The sequence below is a fragment of the Rhizobium sp. Leaf262 genome, from assembly GCF_001422245.1.
In the GTDB taxonomy this organism is placed as follows: Bacteria; Pseudomonadota; Alphaproteobacteria; order Rhizobiales; family Rhizobiaceae; genus Agrobacterium.
In genome coordinates this window covers 38825-61266 of record NZ_LMMM01000007.1, presented here as the reverse complement: position 1 = coordinate 61266, position 22442 = coordinate 38825, and the positions used below count along the sequence as shown (strand labels likewise).

The 22442-nt window shown below is 58.8% G+C and carries 27 protein-coding genes and 1 riboswitch; of the genes, 15 read left to right on the top strand and 12 right to left on the bottom strand.

Annotated features, from left to right (window positions below; all coding sequences use genetic code 11):
* Positions 1–64: 64 nt before the first annotated feature.
* The 5 genes from ASF29_RS09235 (at position 65) to ASF29_RS09215 (ending at position 3161) form a co-directional block, all read left to right on the top strand.
* Positions 65–496 carry a cytochrome c gene (locus tag ASF29_RS09235; RefSeq protein ID WP_062450403.1) on the top strand — a complete coding sequence of 144 codons (432 nt, stop codon included), beginning with the start codon at positions 65–67 and terminating at the stop codon, positions 494–496.
* A 76-nt stretch (positions 497–572) separates the two neighbouring features.
* Complete coding sequence (locus ASF29_RS09230; RefSeq protein ID WP_062450402.1) at positions 573–1490, top strand: cytochrome c; 918 nt, start codon at positions 573–575, stop codon at positions 1488–1490.
* Positions 1491–1518: 28 nt separating this feature from the next.
* Positions 1519–1777: riboswitch (cobalamin riboswitch) on the top strand.
* 149 nt (positions 1778–1926) lie between these two features.
* Positions 1927–2109 carry a CbtB domain-containing protein gene (locus ASF29_RS09225; protein WP_062450401.1) on the top strand — a complete coding sequence of 61 codons (183 nt, stop codon included), beginning with the start codon at positions 1927–1929 and terminating at the stop codon, positions 2107–2109.
* Positions 2110–2122: 13 nt separating this feature from the next.
* Positions 2123–2836, top strand: a complete 714-nt coding sequence (locus tag ASF29_RS09220) for a CbtA family protein (protein WP_062450400.1) — start codon at positions 2123–2125, stop codon at positions 2834–2836.
* Position 2837: 1 nt separating this feature from the next.
* On the top strand, positions 2838–3161 hold the full coding sequence (locus ASF29_RS09215; protein ID WP_062450399.1) for a hypothetical protein: 324 nt from the start codon (positions 2838–2840) through the stop codon (positions 3159–3161).
* A gap of 41 nt (positions 3162–3202) precedes the next feature.
* Here ASF29_RS09215 and ASF29_RS09210 read toward each other — a convergent pair whose 3' ends face one another.
* Positions 3203–3787, bottom strand: a complete 585-nt coding sequence (locus ASF29_RS09210) for a type 1 glutamine amidotransferase family protein (RefSeq protein ID WP_062450398.1) — start codon at positions 3785–3787, stop codon at positions 3203–3205.
* A gap of 98 nt (positions 3788–3885) precedes the next feature.
* Entirely contained in the window at positions 3886–4374 is a 489-nt protein-coding gene (locus ASF29_RS09205) for a GNAT family N-acetyltransferase (RefSeq protein WP_062450397.1), read from the bottom strand.
* Between the two features lie 400 nt (positions 4375–4774).
* On the opposite strand from ASF29_RS09205, the gene ASF29_RS24310 reads away from it, so the two are divergent.
* A complete protein-coding gene (locus tag ASF29_RS24310) occupies positions 4775–4948 on the top strand; it encodes a hypothetical protein (protein WP_156462589.1) in 174 nt (57 codons plus the stop codon).
* 111 nt (positions 4949–5059) lie between these two features.
* On the opposite strand, the gene ASF29_RS09200 is transcribed toward ASF29_RS24310, so the two are convergent.
* Complete coding sequence (locus tag ASF29_RS09200) at positions 5060–5473, bottom strand: helix-turn-helix domain-containing protein (RefSeq protein ID WP_062450396.1); 414 nt, start codon at positions 5471–5473, stop codon at positions 5060–5062.
* 229 nt (positions 5474–5702) lie between these two features.
* Between ASF29_RS09200 and dmeR the strand changes: the two genes are divergently transcribed.
* Positions 5703–5975, top strand: coding sequence for a Ni(II)/Co(II)-sensing transcriptional repressor DmeR (dmeR, locus tag ASF29_RS09195; protein ID WP_062450395.1), 273 nt, complete (start codon positions 5703–5705; stop codon positions 5973–5975).
* Between the two features lie 16 nt (positions 5976–5991).
* Positions 5992–6966: a CDF family Co(II)/Ni(II) efflux transporter DmeF gene (gene dmeF, locus ASF29_RS09190; RefSeq protein ID WP_244473526.1), complete on the top strand. Its 975-nt coding sequence runs from the start codon at positions 5992–5994 to the stop codon at positions 6964–6966.
* 120 nt (positions 6967–7086) lie between these two features.
* On the opposite strand, the gene ASF29_RS09185 is transcribed toward dmeF, so the two are convergent.
* From ASF29_RS09185 to ASF29_RS09165, 5 genes are all read right to left on the bottom strand, one after another.
* On the bottom strand, positions 7087–7365 hold the full coding sequence (locus tag ASF29_RS09185; RefSeq protein WP_062450393.1) for a hypothetical protein: 279 nt from the start codon (positions 7363–7365) through the stop codon (positions 7087–7089).
* A 221-nt stretch (positions 7366–7586) separates the two neighbouring features.
* On the bottom strand, positions 7587–8684 hold the full coding sequence (locus tag ASF29_RS09180; protein WP_062450392.1) for a glycine betaine/L-proline ABC transporter ATP-binding protein: 1098 nt from the start codon (positions 8682–8684) through the stop codon (positions 7587–7589).
* Complete coding sequence (locus tag ASF29_RS09175) at positions 8677–9585, bottom strand: proline/glycine betaine ABC transporter permease (RefSeq protein WP_062450391.1); 909 nt, start codon at positions 9583–9585, stop codon at positions 8677–8679. The genes ASF29_RS09180 and ASF29_RS09175 overlap by 8 nt, the downstream gene beginning before the upstream one ends.
* A gap of 273 nt (positions 9586–9858) precedes the next feature.
* Positions 9859–10872, bottom strand: a complete 1014-nt coding sequence (locus tag ASF29_RS09170) for an ABC transporter substrate-binding protein (protein ID WP_062450390.1) — start codon at positions 10870–10872, stop codon at positions 9859–9861.
* A gap of 824 nt (positions 10873–11696) precedes the next feature.
* A complete protein-coding gene (locus ASF29_RS09165; protein WP_062450389.1) occupies positions 11697–13796 on the bottom strand; it encodes a S9 family peptidase in 2100 nt (699 codons plus the stop codon).
* Positions 13797–14032: 236 nt separating this feature from the next.
* Here ASF29_RS09165 and ASF29_RS09160 point away from each other — a divergent pair, with 236 nt between their 5' ends.
* The 3 genes from ASF29_RS09160 to ASF29_RS09150 all read left to right on the top strand — a co-directional run bounded on the left by ASF29_RS09160 (position 14033) and on the right by ASF29_RS09150 (position 16253).
* Positions 14033–14434 carry a DUF930 domain-containing protein gene (locus ASF29_RS09160; protein WP_062450388.1) on the top strand — a complete coding sequence of 134 codons (402 nt, stop codon included), beginning with the start codon at positions 14033–14035 and terminating at the stop codon, positions 14432–14434.
* Positions 14435–14550: 116 nt separating this feature from the next.
* Complete coding sequence (locus ASF29_RS09155) at positions 14551–15471, top strand: dihydrodipicolinate synthase family protein (RefSeq protein ID WP_062450387.1); 921 nt, start codon at positions 14551–14553, stop codon at positions 15469–15471.
* 56 nt (positions 15472–15527) lie between these two features.
* The gene (locus ASF29_RS09150) at positions 15528–16253 is read left to right on the top strand and encodes a polysaccharide deacetylase family protein (RefSeq protein WP_062450568.1); all 726 of its coding nucleotides are present in this window, start codon (positions 15528–15530) and stop codon (positions 16251–16253) included.
* Here ASF29_RS09150 and ASF29_RS09145 read toward each other — a convergent pair whose 3' ends face one another.
* Positions 16254–17420 (bottom strand): AI-2E family transporter, encoded by a 1167-nt coding sequence (locus ASF29_RS09145; protein WP_062450386.1) that lies wholly within the window; start codon positions 17418–17420, stop codon positions 16254–16256.
* A 98-nt stretch (positions 17421–17518) separates the two neighbouring features.
* Complete coding sequence (locus tag ASF29_RS09140) at positions 17519–18379, bottom strand: VOC family protein (protein WP_062450385.1); 861 nt, start codon at positions 18377–18379, stop codon at positions 17519–17521.
* Between the two features lie 204 nt (positions 18380–18583).
* On the opposite strand from ASF29_RS09140, the gene ASF29_RS09135 reads away from it, so the two are divergent.
* The 3 genes from ASF29_RS09135 (at position 18584) to ASF29_RS09125 (ending at position 20362) form a co-directional block, all read left to right on the top strand.
* On the top strand, positions 18584–18994 hold the full coding sequence (locus ASF29_RS09135) for a universal stress protein (RefSeq protein WP_062450384.1): 411 nt from the start codon (positions 18584–18586) through the stop codon (positions 18992–18994).
* Between the two features lie 125 nt (positions 18995–19119).
* Positions 19120–19788, top strand: coding sequence for a hemolysin III family protein (locus tag ASF29_RS09130; RefSeq protein ID WP_062450383.1), 669 nt, complete (start codon positions 19120–19122; stop codon positions 19786–19788).
* Between the two features lie 70 nt (positions 19789–19858).
* On the top strand, positions 19859–20362 hold the full coding sequence (locus ASF29_RS09125; protein ID WP_062450382.1) for a GNAT family N-acetyltransferase: 504 nt from the start codon (positions 19859–19861) through the stop codon (positions 20360–20362).
* Here the strand turns inward: ASF29_RS09125 and ftrA are convergent.
* Positions 20343–21344, bottom strand: a complete 1002-nt coding sequence (gene ftrA, locus ASF29_RS09120) for a transcriptional regulator FtrA (protein ID WP_062450567.1) — start codon at positions 21342–21344, stop codon at positions 20343–20345. The genes ASF29_RS09125 and ftrA overlap by 20 nt on opposite strands.
* 89 nt (positions 21345–21433) lie before the next feature.
* Between ftrA and ASF29_RS09115 the strand changes: the two genes are divergently transcribed.
* Positions 21434–21844, top strand: a complete 411-nt coding sequence (locus ASF29_RS09115; RefSeq protein WP_062450381.1) for a rhodanese-like domain-containing protein — start codon at positions 21434–21436, stop codon at positions 21842–21844.
* Positions 21845–21918: 74 nt separating this feature from the next.
* Here the strand turns inward: ASF29_RS09115 and msrB are convergent, their stop codons facing one another.
* Entirely contained in the window at positions 21919–22329 is a 411-nt protein-coding gene (gene msrB, locus ASF29_RS09110; RefSeq protein ID WP_062450380.1) for a peptide-methionine (R)-S-oxide reductase MsrB, read from the bottom strand.
* Positions 22330–22442: the final 113 nt, after the last annotated feature.

Sequence of the window (22442 nt, the reverse complement as noted above, 5' to 3'; positions counted from 1 at the left end):
GCACGGTATTTTAGATCAATTGATAACATCCACCCCGCAGCATGCGGACCCCAGGAGAGAGACGATGAAGCTTAGAACCATTGCCGCATCCATTATGATCGGCTGTCTTTGCGCCGGTGCGGTTTCCGCAGCCGGCGAGGTCGAAAAGCGCGAAGGGCTGATGAAGGGCATCGGCGGGGCCATGGGCGCACTGGGTGCCATCGCCAAGGGTGAAAAGCCTTATGATGCAGATGCCGTCAAGACGGCTGTCACCACCATCAGCACCAACGCCAAGGCTTTCCCGGACCAGTTCCCGGCAGGCTCTGAAGGCGGCGCAGCATCGCCTGCCATCTGGCAGAACTTCGCGGACTTCAAGACGAAATCCGAAAAGCTCGGCACGGATGCCGATGCGGTTCTGGCGCAATTGCCGACGGATCAGGCCAGCGTCGGCGCAGCCCTCAAGACGCTGGGTGCCGATTGCAGCAGCTGCCACCAGACATACCGTCTGAAGAAGTAATCTGTCATCGCCAAGGTCCGCCATTCAACCGGCGGGCCTTTTTGCATTTTGAATTTTGATTGAATCGGAGAAGGCGATGGCTTCCATCTGGGCGAAGCTGGCGGGTGGCGCCGTTGTTGCGGGCGTTGCCGGGTTCGGCATTTTCATGTGGGTCACCGCGCCTCAGCGCCAGCCACCGAGCCATTGGGCCAATCTGGGTGAGCCCAATCTCGCAAACGGTGAAACCCTGTTCTGGGCAGGCGGCTGCGCCAGTTGTCACGCCGCCCCGGATGCCAGCGGCGATGGGCTGAAGACGCTGTCCGGCGGGCAGGCGCTGCCAAGCCCCTTCGGCACCTTCCATATGCCCAACATCTCGCCCGATCCGCAACACGGCATCGGCAGCTGGACGGTGGCACAGTTCGGCGATGCCATGACGCGGGGCGTGGGTAAGGACGGCGAGCATCTCTACCCATCCTTCCCCTATAATTCCTATGCGCGGATGACGCCGCAGGACATCAACGATCTCTTCGCCTATCTGAAAACGCTGCCCGCCAGCACCAATGACGCGCCCGGCCACGATCTGCCGTTTCCCTTCAATATCCGCCTTGCGCTGGGTGGCTGGAAGTTCCTGTATTTCGACAAGGGTCAACCGCGCGTCCAGTTGGCAAATGCGGGTGCAGACGTGGTGCGCGGCCAATATCTGGTGGAAGGTCCCGGCCATTGCGGCGAATGCCACACCCCGCGTGATGCGCTGGGCGGTTTCCTGAAGGGAAAATGGCTGGCCGGTGGCCCGAACCCGGAAGGCGAGGGCACCATTCCCGATATCACGCCCGGCTCTCAGGCCATCGGTTCATGGACCCAGGCCGATATCGCCAACTATCTGGAGACCGGCTTCACCCCGGAATTCGACAGTGCCGGCGGCTCCATGGTCAAGGTTCAGCAGAACATGGCCCGTATTCCCGCCGAAGACCGCAATGCCATTGCGGCTTACCTCAAGGCGCTGCCGCCGCAGTGATGGCCATTGACTCGGCGTAACATCCACCGGATAACAGACGCGTGATGGTCTTTCCGGGTTCGCCCGGAAAGTGAAAAGGGAACACGATAGAAGCGACTGCTTTGATTCGTGGCTGCCCCCGCAACTGTGAGCGGATAGCCTGAAGACGAAAAGCCACTGATCTGGCGCATCGACGCGAAATCCTCTCCGATTTCGTAAAGTACGATGCGAATACAGGAGGATCGGGAAGGTGTTTTCAAGGTTACGACCCGTGAGCCAGGAGACCTGCCATTGCGTGAAGTGTCGTCAATACCGGCGGGGTGTCCGGGCAAGCACGGTTGGCAGGTCGGTTCGTCCGGCCCAAAGACCATGTCTCTCTTTTCCCCGTGGTGAATGTTGAATGCGGTCGTGCGGCGTTTGATCAGAACAGCGCCCACCCGCACAGGAAAGGGTCACCATGTCTATCCAGCAGAATACGGCGTCATCTGCCGTTTCATCCAAAACATCGAAAATCGCGCAATCGCTGACGGCAGCCGCACTTGGCCTGTTCATCGTCGGCTTCGTGGGCTTTTCGCATGTCGAAGCCGTGCACAATGCGGCGCATGATACGCGCCACGCCAACGCCTTCCCTTGCCATTGAGGGGAGGGGAACCATGCCATTTTTCCGTAATATCGTCTTTACCGCCGTTCTGGTGGGGCTAATCGCGGGTCTCGCCGTCAGCGCCATGCAGGCCATCGGCACCACGCCGCTCATTCTTCAGGCGGAAACCTTCGAGAATGCCGGTGGCGAAGCTGCCCCCGCCCACAGCCATGATGCGGCAACACCTGCCGACCATCATCATGATGCAGAAGCATGGGCACCTGCCGATGGCTTCGAGCGCAACGCCTATACCATCGCCGCCAATGTGCTGACCGCTATCGGTTACGCGCTCGTTCTGACAGCGCTTATCTCGATGCGCAGCACGCAGGGCGGCTGGCGTGAGGGCCTGTTCTGGGGTCTTGCCGGTTTTGCCGCCGTCATGCTCGCCCCGATGATCGGCCTGCCGCCGGAACTGCCGGGCAGCCCGGCCGCTGCGCTTGAAGCACGGCAGATCTGGTGGATCGCAACCGTGGCTGCAACGGCAGGCGGCATTGCGCTGCTGGCCTTCAAGCGCAACGAGCCATGGGCCATCATCCTTGCCGTGGTGCTCATCGTTGCGCCGCATGTCGTCGGCGCGCCGCTGCCGCCGGAAGGCGAACATGCGCTGGCACCTCTGCCGCTGGAGCGCCGCTTCGTGGTTCTCGCCACCGTCACCAGCTTCGTCTTCTGGCTCATCCTCGGTTCCCTGAGCGGGTTGTTCCTCAAACGTTTCGAGACGGCGAAATAACATGACGCAACCTAGGGAAAACGCGGTGGAATGGAGTGACGAACTCCAAGCACTGCGTTTTCCCGTCCCCGGTCATGGCGCGCTCTGCGCCATGCATCGGCTGGCCTTCAAGGCGCTGCTCGCGTCAGAACCGGAGAAAGAGGCTTGCCTGCGGTTCTTCGGGGATAATCAAGCGGCGTTTCTGGCGGCCGCAACCACCAAAATCAACCGCCTTGCTTTGCCCGCTGACCGCAGCCTTCACATCAACAGCCGGGACCTGCGCCGGGCGATGAACGGTCAGGGTCGCGACAGCCCATCGCGTCTTTGCCGGGTGATGGATCGTTAGCATCACAGGTTACGCGCAGGCGAGCCTTTGCCGGATCGGCATCAAGCTTGTGGCTGCTCGGACAGGTGCTCCGCGGAAAAAGGCGCGATTTCTGCTTGCGCTTTCCCGCTCCAGAGATCGAGTGCCTTCAGCACTTCTGTTGCAAACGTAACCGGTGCCGTGCCGGGGGCCGTGATGATGCCTTCGTCGCTCACCGCCTGCGGCTGGTCACGATAGTAATCTGTGCCCTCATAGGCGTCGTAGCCCTGATGGGAGGCCAGCGAGTTGCCAGTATGGGCGACGGTGTTCAGCACGCCGGTTCCCGCCAGTGCACTTGCCGCAGCACAGATGCCCGCAACCACACGGTGCCGGGCGCGGAAACGGTGGACGAGATCGGTAAAATCAGGTGCGGCACCCTTTTCCCAGATCAGCCCGCCGGGAATGACCAGCGCATGGATCGTCTCCGGGTCGAGTTCGTCGTAGGACATATCAGGCGTGACATTCAGGCCGCCCATGGACGTCACCGGCCCGCCATCGGGCGTCGCCGTCACGATATCGACGCCGAAATAGCTGCGGGCCATTGCCGTCAGCATCGCCGGTTCCCAATCAGCATAGTCCTCAGTCAGCGCCAGGGCGATACAAGGCATTTTCATCTCCCGCAATCAACCACGCCTGCGATCATAAACCGAAAAGCGGGTGAGCAAAAAGTCCGAAACAGGGCGAATGGTTCCCTTGTGGAAACCGTCTAAGCCAACGCCTGCATGAAGCGCATGCCTGTAACAGGGCGGGGGACGAAGTCCATGTTTTCGTAGAATTTGTGGGCTGCGAAATTGCCCGTGGCAGCGCCCACCGACAGGAAGTCACAGCCGCAGCGCTTGGCCACATCCCGCGCGCGGCCCACCAGATGCTGGCCGGTGCCGTGACCGCGATGCCCGTCACGGACGAAGAGATGATGCAACTCCATGCCGCGACGGCCTTCCTGCGCACGGTAGAGCGGCACGAGAATGGCGTAACCGATCAACTCACCATCCGCTTCCGCCACCAGTGCGGTAATCCACGGCATCTGTGCGAATAGATCGCGCTCCAGCTTCTCCGGCGTAATCGCCGCCGCATCGCCATGGTGGGCGGCCAGCAGCGTGATCATCTCGTTCAGTTCAGGCAAATCCGCCTTGCGCGCACCACGAATGGTCACGACAGGCGGTCTCGGCAAAGTCAGAAGGCTGTCCTCAGTCATTTTCTCGTCCTTCGGTTTCTGGTGTAGTGCCGTCAGGACGTTTGAAAACAACAAAGCCGCCTGACGGCGGCTTGTTGACAAAGTGATCTGTCGAGCCGCCCTTAAAGGAAGGCCCAAAAATACGTGCAGGAAATGGGTGCGCGTGCGTTGATCATGGGGGATTAGATGCGCTGGAATTGGAATTGTGTCAAGTGCGATTTGAAGTGGGACTGGACGTCACCCTCATTTGCTCGAAGGGACGATGGATCAAGGCAGCTCTGCATTTCGCGCTGACGGGAAGAATTTGGTCAACAAATGCGCTGCACAATCGGAAAAACCGTAGCTACTGATGCGCGCGCGGGGAACCTATGCTCAACTCAAAGACTTATGGAATGCGCGCTGCAGTTCGGGAGGGTGGATTATGACAGTCGTTTTCGAAGTCATCCTTGGAGCGATGATCGGATGTGGCCTGTTAGGGATCGCTTTTTTCTTAGGAATGCGTAGCGCTGGCAAATCGCGCCTGCCAGACCAAAAGGAAAACAGCAGTTCCGAAACCGTCATGGGCTCGAGCATTCCGAACTCGTTTGGCAATTGAGCAGTCGCTTCATCAGTCATATTGTAGAAAAAAACGCTCAGCGCACGTCCAGTGAAAGCACGATATTAGAAGGTCGCTGACTTCAAGATGGTACAAGCACTTGAAGCATTCTCAATGCTCGTGCTCACACAATCCATGATCCGACAACGCTCGAATGACATAACAATCCTCGATCGAATGCCCGTCGCAGTGTGACACAATGCGCTCTAGCTCGTGTTCCAGCTTTTTCAGCTTGGCAATCTTTTCGCGCACGGTGGCGAGGTGGTCGGTGGCGATGCGGTCGGCACCGGCGCAGGGCATTTCGCGATGTTGGCTGAGCGCGATCAATTCGCGGATGGCATCGATGGTCAGACCGAGATCGCGCGCGTGGCGCACGAAGGCGAGACGTTCCAGATCGGCCTTTTCATATCGCCGCTGGTTGCCCTCGGAACGGTCTGCCTCGTTCAGCAGGCCCATCTGCTCGTAGTAACGGATCGTCGGCACCTTTACGCCCGTCCGCTTGGAAAGATCGCCGATGGAATACATTGTCGCTCACCTATATCTCTAGCTTCTAGAGATATAGGTGAAGAGAGAGGTCTGCGCAACGAGATGAGCGGTTTGCGTTGGTTTCAGCATTCGCGGTTTGCCTTGCTTAGTTTTGCCGTTGAGTCATGCATCGATGGCCTGCGCATAGCCTCGTGTTTCGGTCGCGTTGCTTTTTACGATCCGACCAGATAATATACCCCCCTATCCTATATTTCCGAGGCGGAGATCGATGTCCCATACCATCCGAGACAAGGACAAGCTTCTGGCGCGGATTCGGCGCATGAAGGGGCAGATGGAGGCGGTGGAGCGGGCGCTGGAGGGCGGGAAGCCCTGTGGTGATGTTCTGCAACTCCTCGCTTCGGTGCGCGGCGCTCTCTCCGGGCTGACGGGAGAGGTGATGCAGGATCATCTTCATGAGCATGTGCTGCATGCGGACAATGACGAGGAGCGTGCCAGGGCGACGGAAGAGCTGGCGCAGGTTCTCAAGACCTATATTCGGTGAGGTGAAGGCGATGGCAATGAGTGCACACAGCCATGCGAATGCGACGCATGATCACGTTTTTCTGGGGGCGGACCACGAGCGCAACGAACGCCGCGTCTGGGCAGTCATCGCGCTGACCACGGTCATGATGGTGGCGGAAATTGCGGCGGGAAGCTGGTTCGGCTCCATGGCGCTGACGGCGGATGGCTGGCACATGTCTACCCATGCCGGTGCGATGCTGATTTCCGCACTCGCTTATCTCTATGCTCGCCGTCAGGCCCAGAACGCCCGCTATACCTTCGGCACCGGCAAGTTCGGTGATCTCGCAGGATTTGCCAGCGCAGTCGTGCTGGGCGTCGCCGCCCTGATGATTGCATGGGAAAGCCTGTTACGCTTCTTTGCACCGGTCAAGATCGATTTCAACCAGGCCATTGCCGTGGCGATGATCGGCCTTGTCGTCAATCTCGTCAGCGCGTGGTTGCTGAAGGACGATCATCATCACAGGCACGATCACTCCCATTCCCACTCTCACGGTAGCCACGCCCATCACGGCGAACATGCCCATCATGGGCATCATGCCGGCAAGGACAACAATCTGCGGTCCGCTTACCTGCATGTTCTGGCCGACGCACTGACATCTGTTCTGGCCATCGTTGCGTTGCTTCTGGGCAAGTGGAACGGTTGGACCTTCCTTGATCCGGCCATGGGTATCGTTGGCGGCATTGTCATCGCGCGCTGGTCCTGGGGGCTGCTTCGGTCCACCGCATCGGTGCTGGTGGATGCCGTGCCCGAGGCGCAGGATGTTTCGCAGGAAATTCGCGACGCCGTCGAAACGGAGCAGGAGCAGATCACCGATCTTCACGTCTGGCAGGTGGGGCCGGGTCATCACGCGGCCATCGTTGCGATCCGTTCGCAAGCACCGCAGTCGCCGTCATTTTACCGGCAGAAGCTCGCTGCAATCCATGAGTTGTCGCATGTCACGGTGGAAGTCAGTTCAACGCATCCGGCCTGACGGAGCGGTAAAAGGCGGTGCCGCTCGATACGCGGCCTGCCTGTGAAATTTTAACGCAAAATAAACTTGAAATATGTCTGCTGGCGAAACGGAACACCGGGATTCGCCGGGTCGCTGATATCAGTGTTCCGTATAGGCCTGACGATACCAGGCAGAGTCGAGCTGCGAGGTCATTTCAACGGTGCCCTGGGCAGCGCCTGTCTCTGCGGTCGCGTCATTGCTGACGGTCCACAAAACATTGGCGAGCGATGTCGATTCCAGAACGTTCACGAAAGAAATTCTGCCGCCGGACAGCGCCGACTGCTGCTGTTCTGGCGCGACCGTTTCCGTCTGGCGCTTTTCAATCTGTTGAGAGCGGCTTTGATGCGCTGATCCGCCGATATTATTATCGATATTCATTGCAAGCCCCTTCCTTGAGCAATTAACGATTTGTTAACGGCTGAAGCTTGCGCGAAACTTGCGTGAATGCGTTTACGGCCCGATCGACGCTTGACAGCATCAAAAGTGCTGCTTCGTTTTTGCATTTTAGGGGCTTGCAAATCGAGAAATCGGCGATTTTGACCGATTCCCTTACGGAAGGTCCCCTCCGCTGCGTGAGTCGCGAAGGGGTGAGTCGGGAATTACGCCACTGATTTTTCCGAGTCCTTGGCGGTTTCGACGGGCTGCGGCTCTGGCTGCTGTTCCGGGCCCACCTCCTGCGTCGCAGGCGTCACCATGGCTGCCACCAGCGTCTCGATGCCGATGCTGCCGACCGTCTTGCCGTCCTCGTCCACCACCTGCGCGGTGGTCTCGTTGGCGTCGGTCATGTCGCGGGCGATGTTTTCCAGCGTGTCCGTTTCCAGAACCGACAGGCTTTCGGGTGCTGAGGTCGCGGGCTCCATGACGGTGGTGGCCTGAAGCACGCGGCCACGGTTCACGTCACGCACGAAGTCGCTGACATATTCATTGGCCGGATGCTGGATGATGCTCTGGCCATCGCCCTGCTGTACCATCTCGCCGTCTTTGAGGATGGCAATATGGTCGCCCAGCCGCAAGGCCTCGTCCAGATCGTGGGTGATGAAGACGACGGTCTTCTGAAGCTCCTGTTGCAGGTCGAGCAGCATAGTCTGCATGTCCACACGGATCAGCGGATCGAGCGCGGAATAGGCCTCGTCCATCAACAGAATGTCGGCGTCGTTGGTCAGTGCCCGGGCCAGACCCACGCGCTGCTGCATGCCGCCGGACAGCTGGTTCGGATAATAGTCCTCGTATCCGTCCAGACCCACGCGGGCCAGCCAGTGGCGACCCTTCTCGATGCTGTCCTTGCGCGGCACGCCCTGAATATCCAGGCCGTAGACGCTGTTTTCCAGAACCGTGCGGTGCGGCAGCAGGCCGAATTTCTGGAACACCATCGCCGTCTTGTGGCGGCGGAAATCGCGAAGGGCCGAGGTGCCCATGCTGCAAATATCCTGCCCGTCATAGAGCACTTCACCCGCACTCGGCTCGATCAGCCGGTTGATGTGGCGGATCAGCGTCGACTTGCCGGAACCCGACAGGCCCATGACGACGGTGATCTTGCCGCCCGGCATGGTGATGTTGATGTCGTTGAGACCGAGAACGTGGTTGTGCGTATCGTTCAGTTCGGCCTTGCTCATGCCGTTTCGAACGGCCTCGAGGTGCCTCTCAGGGTGAGAGCCGAAGATCTTGTAAAGATTCCGGATTTCGATGTCCTTAGCCATGCTGAACCTCGCGATATTTCTGCAGACGCTTGCCGAATGCCTGACTTGCGCGATCGAACATGATGGCGATGGCCACCAGCGCAAAGCCGTTCAGAAAGCCGATTGTGAAGAACTGGTTGTTGATGGCCTGAAGCACGTTCTTGCCCAGACCGCCGACGCCCACCATGGAGGCGACCACGACCATGGCCAGAGACATCATGATGGTCTGGTTGATGCCGGTCATGATGGTGGGCAGCGCCAGTGGCAGCTGCACATTGAGCAGCTTCTGTGTGTTGGACGAGCCGAAGGCATCGGCCGCTTCCAGCGTTTCCCGGTCCACCATGCGAATGCCCAGATTGGTCAGGCGGATCATCGGCGGAATGGCGTAGATCACGACCGCAATCAGGCCCGGCACCTTGCCGATGCCGAAGATGACGACGACGGGGATGAGGTAGACGAAGCTCGGCATCGTCTGCATCACGTCCAGACCCGGATTGATGAAACGCTGAAGCCGCTCTGACCGCGCCATGAGAATGCCCAGCGGCAGGCCGATGATGACCGCGATCAGTGTGGCAATCGCCACGATAGACAGCGTCGTCATCGCATCGCGCCACAGACCGACTGCCCCGATCAGACACAGCGAAATGGCTGTGCCGAGCGTGATGCGGAAACTGCGCCCAGCCAGATGAACCAGCGCCAGCAGGCCGAGAAAAATGATGATCCAGGGCGTCTGGATAAAAAAGCGTTCGGATGCGTTCAGGAACAGCTGCAACGGATGCACGACCGTATCGATGATATCGCCATAGCTGCGAACAATATCGCGAAAGCCGTCATCGATGGTCTTGCGTGCCACGCGCATCGTGCCGTTGCTGATGGCCGGAAACTTGCACAGCATATCCGGCAGGAGATTACAGAGGGCCATTTTTATTGTTTTCCCTTGTTTTAGATGGAGAGGCTTGTTCTTGATGGAGGGATTTGTGGGTGTGGCTTACCCCCCTCTGTCCTGCCGGACATCTCCCCCACAAGGAGGGAGATCAGCAGGACGCGCCGACATCGCTTCTGTCTCGCCGTAAGAGGTGTGCGAAAGCTTTCAGCGAGTCGATCTCCCCACCTGTGGGGGAGATGCCCGGCAGGGCAGAGGGGGGTAGCTACGCGTGAGGGGGCTGCGATCAAACCGCAGCCCCCTCCCAACCCATCAGATCGAAGCCTTGATCTTCTCAGCCACCTCGGGCGAAACCCACTTGGTCCAGATTTCCTCATGGTTTTCGAGGAAATACTGCGCACCGTCTTCATTGGTGCCCTGGTTTTCGTCCATCCAGGCCAGCACCTCGGCAACGGTGTCGTTGCCCCACTGGCGCTTCTTGATGTAGTCGACGGCCGGACCTGCCTTTTCGGCAAATTCCTTGGTTACGACCGTAAACACCTCAGCCACGGGATAGGCGTTGGGCTTGGGGTCGGCGCAATCGGGCTTGGCGATGCAGTTGTCATAGGCCTCGCGGTCCAGCTCTACGCCATCCTCCAGCTTGACCATGTCGTACTTGCCGAGAATAGCCGTAGGTGCCCAGTAATAACCGAGCCAGCCCTGCTTCTTTTCGTAAGCATTGGAAATCGAGCCATCGAGGCCAGCGCCGGAGCCGGTGTCAACCAGCGTAAAGCCCTTGTCGGCAGCTTTGCGCGCCTTGAAAAGGTTCGCCGTCGTGGGCTGGCAGCCCCAGCCGGGCGGGCAACCGAAGACAGCACCCTTGCTGGCATCTTCCGGTGCCGGGAAAAGCTCGGGATGCTTCAGCGCATCTTCGACGGTTTTGATGTCGGGGTGGGCATCGGCCAGATATTTCGGAATCCACCAGCCTTCAACGCCGCCATCGGTCAGGATTTTGACTTCCTGAATGAGATTGCCGGATTTGACGGCGTTTTCGTAAGGTGCGCCCAGCGTGTTCACCCACATTTCAGGCGCCATATCCGGCTGACCTTTTTCATTCATGGAGGTGAAGGTGGGTGTGGTGTCGCCGGTCACGACATCGACCGTGCAATCATAGCCGTTTTCCATGATGAACTTGTCGACATAGGCCGCAACACCAGCGGATGCCCAGTTCATTTCTGCGATGGAGATATTGCCGCAGGTCTCAGCGGCGTTGGCGGTGCTTGCGCCAGCAGCGGCGGCAAGGGTGAAGCCCGTGACAAGAATGGTCGAGGCGAGGAGTTTCTTCATTGTAAGACCCCCAAGTCTAATGCAGTGTTTATGTGAGGCATACCGGGGCACTGCAAAGCCCGGCCTGCCAGAAGCGTCGGCGCGACATCGAAACGACACCGCTGCCAGAACGCAGAGCTAAAGCCATGGAGCGTGGATTTCACGAGCATGCGCTTGCGAAAGCTCCAGGGCAAAATGACATGCGCGGAAAGATGAGTAAAAACCCATCAAAGAACAGCCGCTAAGACGCGACGAAGAAAGCCGCAGTCACCGCGGCGGAAAAGCGCATAAATATGTCAACGGTTTTTATAATACGGCGAGAAGATGATATTGCAACGCAAAATGCCGCATTGCAGCCATGCGCGGTGCTGCGGAACCATCTTGGATGATTTGTAATGCTTCGCTAGTTACCGTTTTTTACTGAGAAAGTTCGAAGCTAGACTGCATAAAAAATTAAAATGCAATTAATGTGAAATATATATTCAAATAACTTTGAATTCGGATTTTTGTGGAAAAAAATCTCAAATAAGTCATTTCGAGAAGTATTTTTCTCCCAAATGCGGAGAATTCGTCATCCTTGGGCTTGTCCCGAGGATCTAATCACGCTTCTGCGGATGCAACGTGACAGATGCCCGGGACACCTCGGACTTGATCCGGGGACCGAGCATGACGGAGGGAAGAGTGAGGCAAACATCCCACATGTTCCGTCATTCCGGCCCTGAGCCGGAATCCAGTCAGCCCAAGTCCTTGGGCTGAAAGAACTCTTCTCGACGCGCAGACGCGCGTCGGCTGGACCCCGCATCAAGTGCGGGGTGACGGAGGGGATGTATATGCGTCACAAAGCCTCAAACGGCAGCCTTACCCGCCACCTTCAACGCAAACGCATACTCGAACGCAATCTCCTCCAACCGCTGGAAGCGCCCTGACTTGCCGCCATGCCCCGCCGCCATATTGGTCTTCAGCAGAATAGGCGCTTCGCCCGTCGTGTGCTCGCGCAGCTTCGCCACCCACTTGGTCGGCTCCCAGTAGGTCACGCGCGGGTCGGTGAGGCCGGAGATGGCCAGAAGCGGCGGGTAAGGCTTTGCGCCGACATTGTCGTAAGGCGAGTAAGCGGCGATCCACTGATATTCCTCTTCCGACTCCAGCGGGTTGCCCCATTCGGGCCATTCCGGGGGCGTCAGGGGCAGGGTGTCGTCCAGCATGGTGGTCAGCACGTCCACGAAAGGAACGGCGGCGATGATGCCGGCGAACTTCTCAGGTGCCATATTGGCAACCGCCCCCATCAGCATGCCACCGGCAGAACCGCCTTCCGCGATGATGCCGCTGTAGGAGGTAAAACCGTCCTTCACCAGATGGTCAGCCGCAGCGATGAAGTCTTTGAACGTGTTCTGCTTATGCTCCATCTTGCCGGTTTCATACCACTCGAAACCCTTGTCCTTGCCGCCGCGAATATGGGCCACGGCATAGATGAAGCCACGATCGGCCAGCGACAGGTTGTTGGTGCTGAAGGAGGCCGGAATGGAGATGCCGTAAGCGCCATAACCATAGAGCAGGCAGGGGGCGGAGCCATCCAGCGGCGTATCCTTGCGGTAAAGCAGGGAGACGGGCACCAGCGCGCCGTCATGCGAGGTCGCCATCACCCGGCGTGTCACGTAGTCTTCCGGGTTGTGGCCGGACGGCACTTCCTGTGTCTTCAGAAGCGTGCGCTCACGCGTCACCATATCGTAGTCGAACAGCTGGCTCGGCGTCGTCATGGAGGAATAGCTGAAGCGGATGACATTGGTGTCGTATTCCGCCGCACCATGCAGCCCTAGCGAATAGGCTTCCTCGTCGAAGGCAATGGCGTGTTCTTCACCGCTCACCCGGTCGCGGATGACAATGCGTGGCAGGCCATCGCGGCGTTCCAGCCAGATCAGGTGGCGGGCATAGGCGTCGATATCGAGAATGAGGCGGCCCGGCTCGTGCGGCACCACTTCCGTCCAGTTTTCCTTGCCCGGTGCGGTGACCGGCGTCTGGCAGATGCGGAAATCCTTGGCGTCGCCGTCATTGGTCAGAATGTAAAAGACATCGCCGCCTTCACACAGCGAATATTCGATGCCTTCCTCACGCTCGGCCACGATCTGCGGCTCCGCGGTCAGATCCTTGGTGGAGAGAATGCGATATTCGCTGGTCTCATGGTCGTGAATGTCGATGAAGATGAAATCATCCAGCACGGATGCGCCCACGCCCATGAAGAAGCCGGAGTCTTTCTCCTCATAGACCAGACGGTCGGAGGATTGCGGCTGGCCGATGATGTGGTGGAAGACCTTGGACGGACGGTGGTTTTCGTCCTGAAGCGTATAGAAAAAGCTCTTGCCATCCGGTGCCCATGCGCCACCGCCTGCCGTGTTCTCGATGATGTCATCAAGGTCGACACCGCTCTCCATCTCGCGAATGCGCAGCGTGTAATATTCCGAGCCCTTGTCGTCATAACCCCATATACCCCGGGCGTGGTCGGAGGACTGGTCGAGACCGGCAAGCCGGAAATAATCCTTGCCCTGCGCTTCCTTGTCGCCATCGAGCAAAACATGCTTTTCACCACCACCGCGCGGGGTGCGGAAATAATGCGGCTGCTCGCCACCGGTCACGAACAGTGTTCCGTAGGCGTAAGGACCATCATTGACCGGCACGGAGGAATCATCCTGCTTGATGCGGCCCTTCATCTCCTCGAACAGCTTTTCCTGCAACGGCTTGGTATCGGCCATGGCCGCTTCCATATAGGCGTTTTCGGCTTCGAGATGCGTGCGGATGGCCGGGTCCAGCAGCGTCGGGTCCTTGAACATGGCCTGCCAGTTATCCGCCCGGAACCACGCGTAGTCATCCGTGCGGGTGATGCCGTGATGCGTGTCGCTCTGCGGCTTCTTATCGGCAACGGGCGCTGCGGGCAGGTTTTTGAAAATGGACAAGGGAAACTCGCTTTCGTGGGAAATCAGTCTGCGTAACCAAGGATGTAGAGTGCTGTCAGGGGTGGATCAAGGTTGAAAATCAGGCAGACAGGATGTGAGGCTGCACACAATTCCGTCCGCTTTCGATCACAATTTCATACTACATCGCAAATCTGACACATCCATGTCGATGGTGTCGATCAGTGGGTTTACCCAGCGAATCAAAAAGAAGAAACGAAAAGCCCGAACAGGATCACATGCAAAAGCTTCTCCCTGCCGCCCTTCTTGCAGCCTTTGTCAGCCTGCCGGCGGCCATGCCGGCACTGGCCATCGACGCCAATGTCCTTCGCCAGTTGAATGTTTTGGCTCCCGAAGAACGCCTCGAGCAGCGCTGCGATATCGAAGCGATGGAGCGCATTGCCAAGGAGCAGAAGGGCATGAAGCCGGACAAGGTCATCGCTTATGCCTTCGGCGATCCCGATGTGACGTCCGACAGCATCAAGGCGTCCGGCGCCGTTTTCCGAAGTGCAGGAGAATGGTATCGCCTGCGTTACAAATGCCAGATCACCCCATCGACGCTCGGCATTCGCAACTTCGACTACAAGGTCGGCGACAAGGTTCCGGAAGCACAATGGGCCAAGCATTATTTGTACGATTGAGCCAAAACGTCCCGTTGCCGATCGGCAACGATATCTAACTGATTTCTTATTGATATTGCCCCCTGCTGAATTGCCGCTTAATCCTTGTGACAGAGGGTTTTTCAGGGGCAGGTTGCATGAGTGTGCGTTTTCACGGGCTTTCGGCGTTTCCGTTGACACCTGCGGATGAGGAAGGGCGGGTCGATACCGAAGCGCTGTCGCGGCTGGTCGAACGTCTTGTCGCCGCCGAAGTCGATACGGTGGGTCTTCTGGGCAGCACGGGAAGCTATGCCTATCTGTCGCGTTCGGAACGGTTGCGCGCCGTTGAGACCGCAGCCGAATGCATCAAGGGCAGGAAGCCGCTCATCGTCGGCGTCGGCGCGTTTCGCACCAGGGAGGCTGTAGCGCTGGCGAAGGACGCAGAGGCTGCCGGAGCGAATGCGCTGCTGCTGGCACCGGTCTCCTACACGCCGCTGACGCAGGAAGAGGCCTATCACCACTTCGCCGCCGTCGCGAGTTCCACAGCCCTGCCTCTTTGCATCTACAACAATCCCTCGACGACGCATTTCAACTTCAGCGACGAGCTGCTGGTCAGGCTCGCCTATATTCCGCATATCCTGTCGGTAAAGATGCCGCTGGCGGCGGACATGGAATTCAAGGCCGAACTGGATCGTCTGCGCCCGCGTTTGGGCGATGATTTCTCCATCGGCTACAGCGGTGACTGGGGATGCGCCGATGCCGTGTTGCAGGGGGCAGACACCTGGTACAGCGTGATCGGCGGACTGTTGCCGGTGCCGTCCCTGCGGCTTCTTCGCGCAGCCCAGTCTGGCGACAGCGCCGAGGTCCAGCGCCTCACTGCTTATTTCGAACCGCTTTGGGCCTTGTTCAAGGAATTCGGCAGTTACCGCGTGGTCTATGCGGCAGCAAATCTTCTGTCGCTTACCCATCGTCAGCCGCCGCTGCCGGTCATGCCGCTCGGTGTCAGCGATTGCGCGCGCGTGGAAGAGACTCTGGCAAAGCTCAGCGAGCTGGATGCCCTGCCGTCTGCCACGCCATAATTCCGGCGTTTTACGGGCGGCATTCCATGCTCGATCCCGATGGAAACCTGTTTGAGATGATGAAACCTCTTTTGATTGCCGCGACCATGGCCGCGATAGCCGCCCCCGCTTTTGCCGGGACAGGCCTTGTCGAACCGACGCTGAAGATGCAGCCGGGAAAGGCATCCGCGCCGCGCGTCGCCATCACGCTGGATGCCTGCATGGGCAAGACGGATTTCCGCATTCTCGATACGCTGGTCAAGGAGCAGATCCCCGCCACCATCTTCGTCACGGCCCGTTGGCTGCGGCACAATCGGGACGCGCTGGCGGTAATGCTGGCGCATCCCGACCTGGTTGAAATCGAAAATCACGGTGAAAACCACATTCCTGCCGTCGATAAACCCGTATCGATCTACGGAATCGCCGCTGCTGGCTCGCAGGCTGCCGTGGAACAGGAAGTGGAGGGCGGCCGGCTCGCCATCGTTGCCGCCACGGGCCACCAGCCACAATGGTTTCGCGGTGCAACGGCCAAGTACACGGCCTCGTCCATGAGCACCATCAACCAGCTGGGCGAACGGGTCGCAGGCTACTCTATCAACGGTGATGGCGGCTCGTTGCTGGGCGCTGCCGTAACCGCCAAGCATATCGCCTCGGCAAAGGATGGCGATGTGGTCATCTCCCACATCAACCAGCCCACGCACGAAGCCGGCGAAGGCGTCGTCAAAGGCCTGCTGGCGCTTAAAGCCCGTGGCGTTGTCTTCACGCGCCTCGACAGCCCGGCCTTTACCGCACCGTCGAACTGATCAAGACGGCAGGTTCGGAACTACCCGGCGCGAGGGGAAGAGCTCGCGCGCGATCGTCATGCCGATGAGCGACAGGGGCAGGGCCAGCATGGCACCGGCGGCACCCCACATCCATGTCCAGAAAATGATGGCGACGAAGACAAGGAAAGGGTTGATTTCCATGTTCTTTCCGACAACCGCCGGAAAGGCCAGATTTTCCATCAGCAGGTGAATGGTGAAGAAGATGATGGCAGGCAGGAGACCCAGAATCAGGCTGTCATGGGTCAGGATACCGCCAATGGTCAGCGCCAGTGTCATGGCGGTAATGCCGAGAAACGGCACGAAGCTGGACAGAAAAGCAAACAGCCCCCACAGAAACGGCATGGCGAGACCACCGGCATAGGCAATGACGACCATCGTCGCACCCAGCGCGGCATACATCATCGAGGCGGTCGCGAAGTAGGAGCTGAGAACCTGCTCGATGGAGGCAATGGTGCGGATGGTACGCAGACGCTGATGGCGCTGCGGAAAGGCCATGATCATCGCCTTGCGCAGCCGCACGCGGCTATAGAGAAACAGCAGAAGCGCCGCGAAGAAGATAAGTCCCTGCACGATGGCTGGCGTAATATTGGAGCCGATGACGGAAATAATGTCGCCGCTTCGCGAAATCAGCGATTCCATCGACATGGAGCTCAAGCTGAAGGTGGCCGCCGAAACGTTGAGCCAGCGTAGGCTTTGCAGGTAGGGCACGAAGCGGTCGATCGCCTTTTCGACGATGCCGGGGCCTTCCGCGGCCAGCGTGGACAATGGATCGATCAGCGAGTTGATCACCACAAACAACACCAGCGCGACGGCAGACGACAGAATGAGCGCCACGGCAAAGCCGGGAATCCCATAGGAATTGAGCTTGCTGGCGGCGACGCCGAGGATCATGCCCACCACGATCGCCATGACCACGGGAATGAGAATGATCGACAGAGAATGGATCACACCCATCAGAATGATGGCAAAGATGCCGACGATGGACCACGCCACCGCCACATCCAGTGCTTCCCGACCCAACGGCTGCTGGCTTCTCTCGTCGTCCTGGGCAGAGCCCAGCGCCCCGCGCATGAACGGGTCTTTATGATCGGCGGCGATGATCGTCCGCTCCGCCTGTTTTCGGTTGGTAATCGTCTGGTCATTCATTGAGCAGTCCCCCATCAGGGCATATAACGCTCAACTTATATAGCGGTTCCAGTGACTTGAAGATTTGTCTCCGCCGTCAGGAGGAGACAAATCGCGTGTCAGGCGGAAAGCTTCAGCCCGATGCCCCAGGGGTCCTTGAGAGCGACGCCGTCGCTCTGCCGTTCGGTGGCAATTTCCAGCCGGTCGAGGGCAGCCAGCGCACTGTCCAGCGAGGCTTTCTCGTTGAATCGCAGGGTGTAACCGGACAGGCCCGTCATGCTGTCGGAGCGCGCCTGTGCGCCCCTGCTGTTCCAGATATTGGCAGCGACGTGATGGTGGTAGGCGCCGGCACCGAAGAAGCTTGCGCCGGGGTATCTGGCCATGATCTTCAAACCCAGCACATCCTGATAAAAGGCGTCGGCCTGCGGAATATCGCCGACCTGTAGGTGGATATGGCCAATGGCCGTGCCTTCCGCTGCCGTGGCAAAGGTTGCTTTCGGCGCGCTGTCGTAGAGTGCCTGCAGGTCGAGCCGCAGGGTCGACATGGCGACGGTGCCATCCGGTTGATAGCTCCATTCCTGCGGTGCACGGTCGCGATAGACCTCGATGCCGTTGCCCTCAGGGTCGGCCAGATAGAGAGCTTCGCTGACGAGATGATCGGACGCGCCCTGAAGCGGCACATTGTTGTTCGCCGCATGCTTCAGCCACAAAGCCAGATCTTCGCGGCTGGGCAGAAGGAAGGCCGTGTGAAACAGTCCCGCAGCTCCGCTGGGTGCGCGTCTGGCGTTCTGCCCGGCGGTCAGCGTCAGAAGCGGCTTGCCACTCACACCCAGAACCTCGCCATTGGCGGATTTCTCGATGACAGACAGTCCGATGATCTTCTGGTAGAAGGCAGATACCTTCGGCAAATCCTCCACCACCAGATGGGCGTGGCCGACATAGGCCGGTCGCGTCAGCGCAAACATCGTGTCTTCACTCATTTCATCCACTCCAATCGAACTTCGCCTTCGCGGCGATATGAAGCCAATATGCGCGCGATCAATCGTTCATGAAAGATGATCATTTGGTGATGCAGCGTACACTAATTGTTGACGATGAAAGCGGTGCGCTTTGACTCCGATCAATTCCATCCGTGTGAGGAACGTGTAAATTAGCGATGGATCAAAAGTCTGAAGGAGACAGCCATGTATGCCAAAATCCTTGTTCCCGTCGATTTGAGCGCCACTGAAAAGGCTGAGAAGATTCTCAGGAAAGCCGAGAGCCTGCTCAATCCGGATGGTGAAATCGTGCTGTTGAATGTGGTCGAGGATTTGCCCAACTATCTCGCCATAGACCTGCCGGTCGATCTCATCGAAAATGCCATCAAGGATGCCCGCGACAGGTTGGCCGCGCTGAAACAGAACGCGCCGCGGGTGGGGCTGGTGGAAATTCGCAGCGGCGCGCCCGCACGGGAAATCCTGGCGGCAGCTGTCGATTTGCATGCCGATCTCATCATCATCGCCTCGCACACGCCTGACCTGACCAACTATTTCATTGGCGCAACGGCTGATCGCGTCGTGCGTCACGCCAAATGCTCGGTGCTGGTCGACCGATAGATTGGTCACTCGGGATAGACTTTTGCGACAGGCGTGAATGCAAAGTGATCGCCTTTCGCACCGCTGGTCTTGTTCCCGTCTCATATTGCCTGCATGATCCGTGAACTACCATGCGGGAACAGAATATGAGTGAGCTTTGGCGTTTCGGACGCCGCTATGATCTTCCGGAAATCGTCGCCGATGGCATCGTCCATGGCGTTGGAATCGTCTTTGCGCTGATTGGCGCGACGGCGCTGATTTTCTACGTCACGCTATGGGGCAGTATCAGCGCCATCGCCGCCGTGTGGATTTACGCGCTCGGGCTGGTGGCCTGTCTGTCGATTTCCTTCACCTACAACATCTGGCCGCATTCCAACGTGAAATGGTATCTGCGCAGGCTGGATCATTCCGGCATCTTCATCCTCATTGCCGCAACCTACACGCCCATTCTTCAGCGCGGCATCGAAGATCCCTTCATTGCGGTAACGCTGGCTGGCATCTGGGTGGCGGCGCTGTCCGGTATCATGCTGAAATGCTTTTTTCCGGGCCGATTCGACCGCCTGACGATCCTGCTTTACCTCGCCATGGGCTGGAGCGGGGTGATGGTGGCCGATCGCCTGTCCTATCACCTGCCGCCGCTCAGCCTCTGGCTGATCGTCATCGGCGGGATCATTTATTCCATGGGCGTCATCTTCCATGTCTGGGAACGCCTGCGGTTCCAGAATGCCATCTGGCATGGCTTCGTTGTCACGGCTGCCGCCGTTCATTACGTAGCGGTCATGACCAGTTTCAGCATGACGCCGATCGTCGCCTAAAACCGCTGTACGCCGTTTGATCCTCATGCTCTATGCTGCCAGCAAAATTTGATTTGCAGCGAGTAGAAGCATGACCATCGAACGGCGCGACGCCACTCTCGACGACCTTCCGGCCATCATGGACATTTACAACGACGCGGTATTGAACACGACCGCGATCTGGAACGAGGTGCTGGTCGATCTGGACAACCGCAAGGACTGGTTCGAGGCCCGCAAGGCGCGCGGTTTCCCGGTCATCGTCGCCATCAGAAACGGTGCCGTGGCGGGGTATGCTTCCTACGGGGACTGGCGCGCTTTCGATGGCTACCGCCACACCCGCGAACACTCCGTTTATGTCCACAAGGACGCGCGGGGTGCCGGCATCGGCAAGTTGCTGATGCAGTCGCTGATCGAACATGCCACGGCCAATGGCGTGCATGTCCTCATCGGCGCCATCGAATCGGAAAACATGGCCTCTATCCGCCTGCATGAAAGGCTCGGCTTTCGCGTCGCAGGCCAATATTCCGAGGTCGGACGGAAATTCGACCGCTGGCTGAACCTCACCAGCATGGAACTCAAGCTGCCGGTCGGGTGAGGCTCTTCGTGCCGAATCGTTCGCGATAGGCCGCAGGCGTCGTGGAAAATTGCTGGCGGAAGTGGTGACGCAAATTGGCGGCGCTGCCAAGTCCGCTTGTCGCCGCAATGGCCTTGATGCCCAATCGGGTGGTTTCCAGGAGATCCTTGGCTTTGGAAAGCCGTTGCAGCAAAAGCCAACGGGCAGGCGTCGTTCCCGTTGCAGCTTCGAAGCGGCGCAGAAAGGTGCGGCTGCTCATGCCCGCCCGGTCGGCCAGACTTGCCACGGTATAATCGCGGCAAAGTTCGGCACGCACTGCATCCAGCAGCGGCCCCAATCTTGCCTTTTCATGCGTTTCGGGAACCGCTTTCTCGATAAACTGCGCCTGTCCACCATCGCGGTGCGGCACGACGACCAGACGACGCGCGACCATATTGGCAGCCTTCGTACCGAAATCCCGGCGGATCAAATGCAGGCAAAGATCGATGCCCGCCGCACTTCCAGCCGCTGTCAGCACGGTGCCACCATCCACATAAAGCACGTCCGGCAAAACCTCGATCTCGGGAAACCGCGCCTTGAGGCTGTCGGTGTAGCGCCAGTGCGTGGTGGCCTGCCTTCCGTTCAAGAGACCCGCCGCCGCCAACACGAATACGCCGGAGCACAGCGACAGAACCCGTGCCCCGTTCGCATGGGCTGCGCGAAGAGCCGTGCACAGGGCCTCCGGCACCGGCTCATGAATGCCGCGCCAGCCCGGCACGACGATGGTGCCTGCCTGTTCGATCAGGTCCAGTCCGCCATCTGTGGTAAAGCGCATGCCGCCCACCGCACGCATCTCCCCATCATCCACTGCGGCGACGGCGAAGCGATACCAGTCATCACCCATCTCCGGTCGCGCAAGGCCGAAGACCTCAACGGCCACGCCGAATTCGAAGGTGCAAAGCCCGTCATAGGCGATGGCAACGACAAGGCGGTTCTGTGGTGGTGCTTCGTGCGGTTTTGGCATGATGTTTACGATATATGGCAATCGTGCCACCTGCCAGTCTTTTTACGCCCGTTGTAAAATCCGGGCCATAAGTCAGGACAGGAGCACTCATGAGTTACGTATCGGACATTCCAGCCGCACCATCGCAGACAGCCATAGACCATTTCTCGCACAGGCTTGCCGTCGAAACCGATTGTGCGGATGTCTTTGCCTCGATGAAAAATGGGGAGCAGGACTTTGTTCTTCTGCATGTCGTGGGGTCCCCGGAAACGTTTGCCCGCAGGCATATCCCGGGTGCCATCCACCTTCGCCATGCCGACATGACGCGGGATCGCATGGCGCAGTGGCCGCCTGAAACGCTGTTCGTTGTTTACTGCGCCGGACCGCACTGCAACGGGGCAGATCGCGCCGCCTTGAATCTTGCCCGCCTTGGACGGCCGGTCAAGATCATGATCGGCGGTATAACCGGCTGGGCGGATGAGGGCTTTGCTTTTGCGTCAGGAGAGACGGAAGCAGCCTGACCGTGAACGTCCATTATCGAAAAAGCCACGCCATCCTCCAGGGATGGCGTGGCTTTTCATGTTGACGCAAAAGCTTAATCCTGCGGTTCGAACACCATCGAATGGCCGTTGATGCAGTAGCGCAGGCCTGTTGGCGGCGGGCCGTCGGGAAAGACGTGGCCGAGATGGCCGCCGCAATTGGCGCAGCGAATTTCCGTGCGCACCATGCCGAAGGCCGTGTCGCGATGTTCGGTGACTGCATCCGGTTTCACCGGCTCGAAATAGCTCGGCCAGCCGCAACCGGCATCGAATTTCGTGTCCGAGATGAACAGCGGCTCATCGCAGGCTGCACAACGGTAAAGCCCTTTTTCAGTGCTGTTCCAATAAGGGCCGGTAAAGGGGCGCTCCGTGCCGTGCTCGCGAAGAATGCGATATTGATCGGCGGTGAGTTCCTCGCGCCATTGCGCATCGCTCTTGGTGATTCTCGGGGATTTGAGATCGCTCATCGGGAGATCCTTTCGTTTGCGACAAAGATAGTGTCGAAGCGCGCGCGATAAAAGAGCAGGGCGATCTAACAGGTGATAAACACATCGTTTTGGCGTTTATGACCGAAAACGGT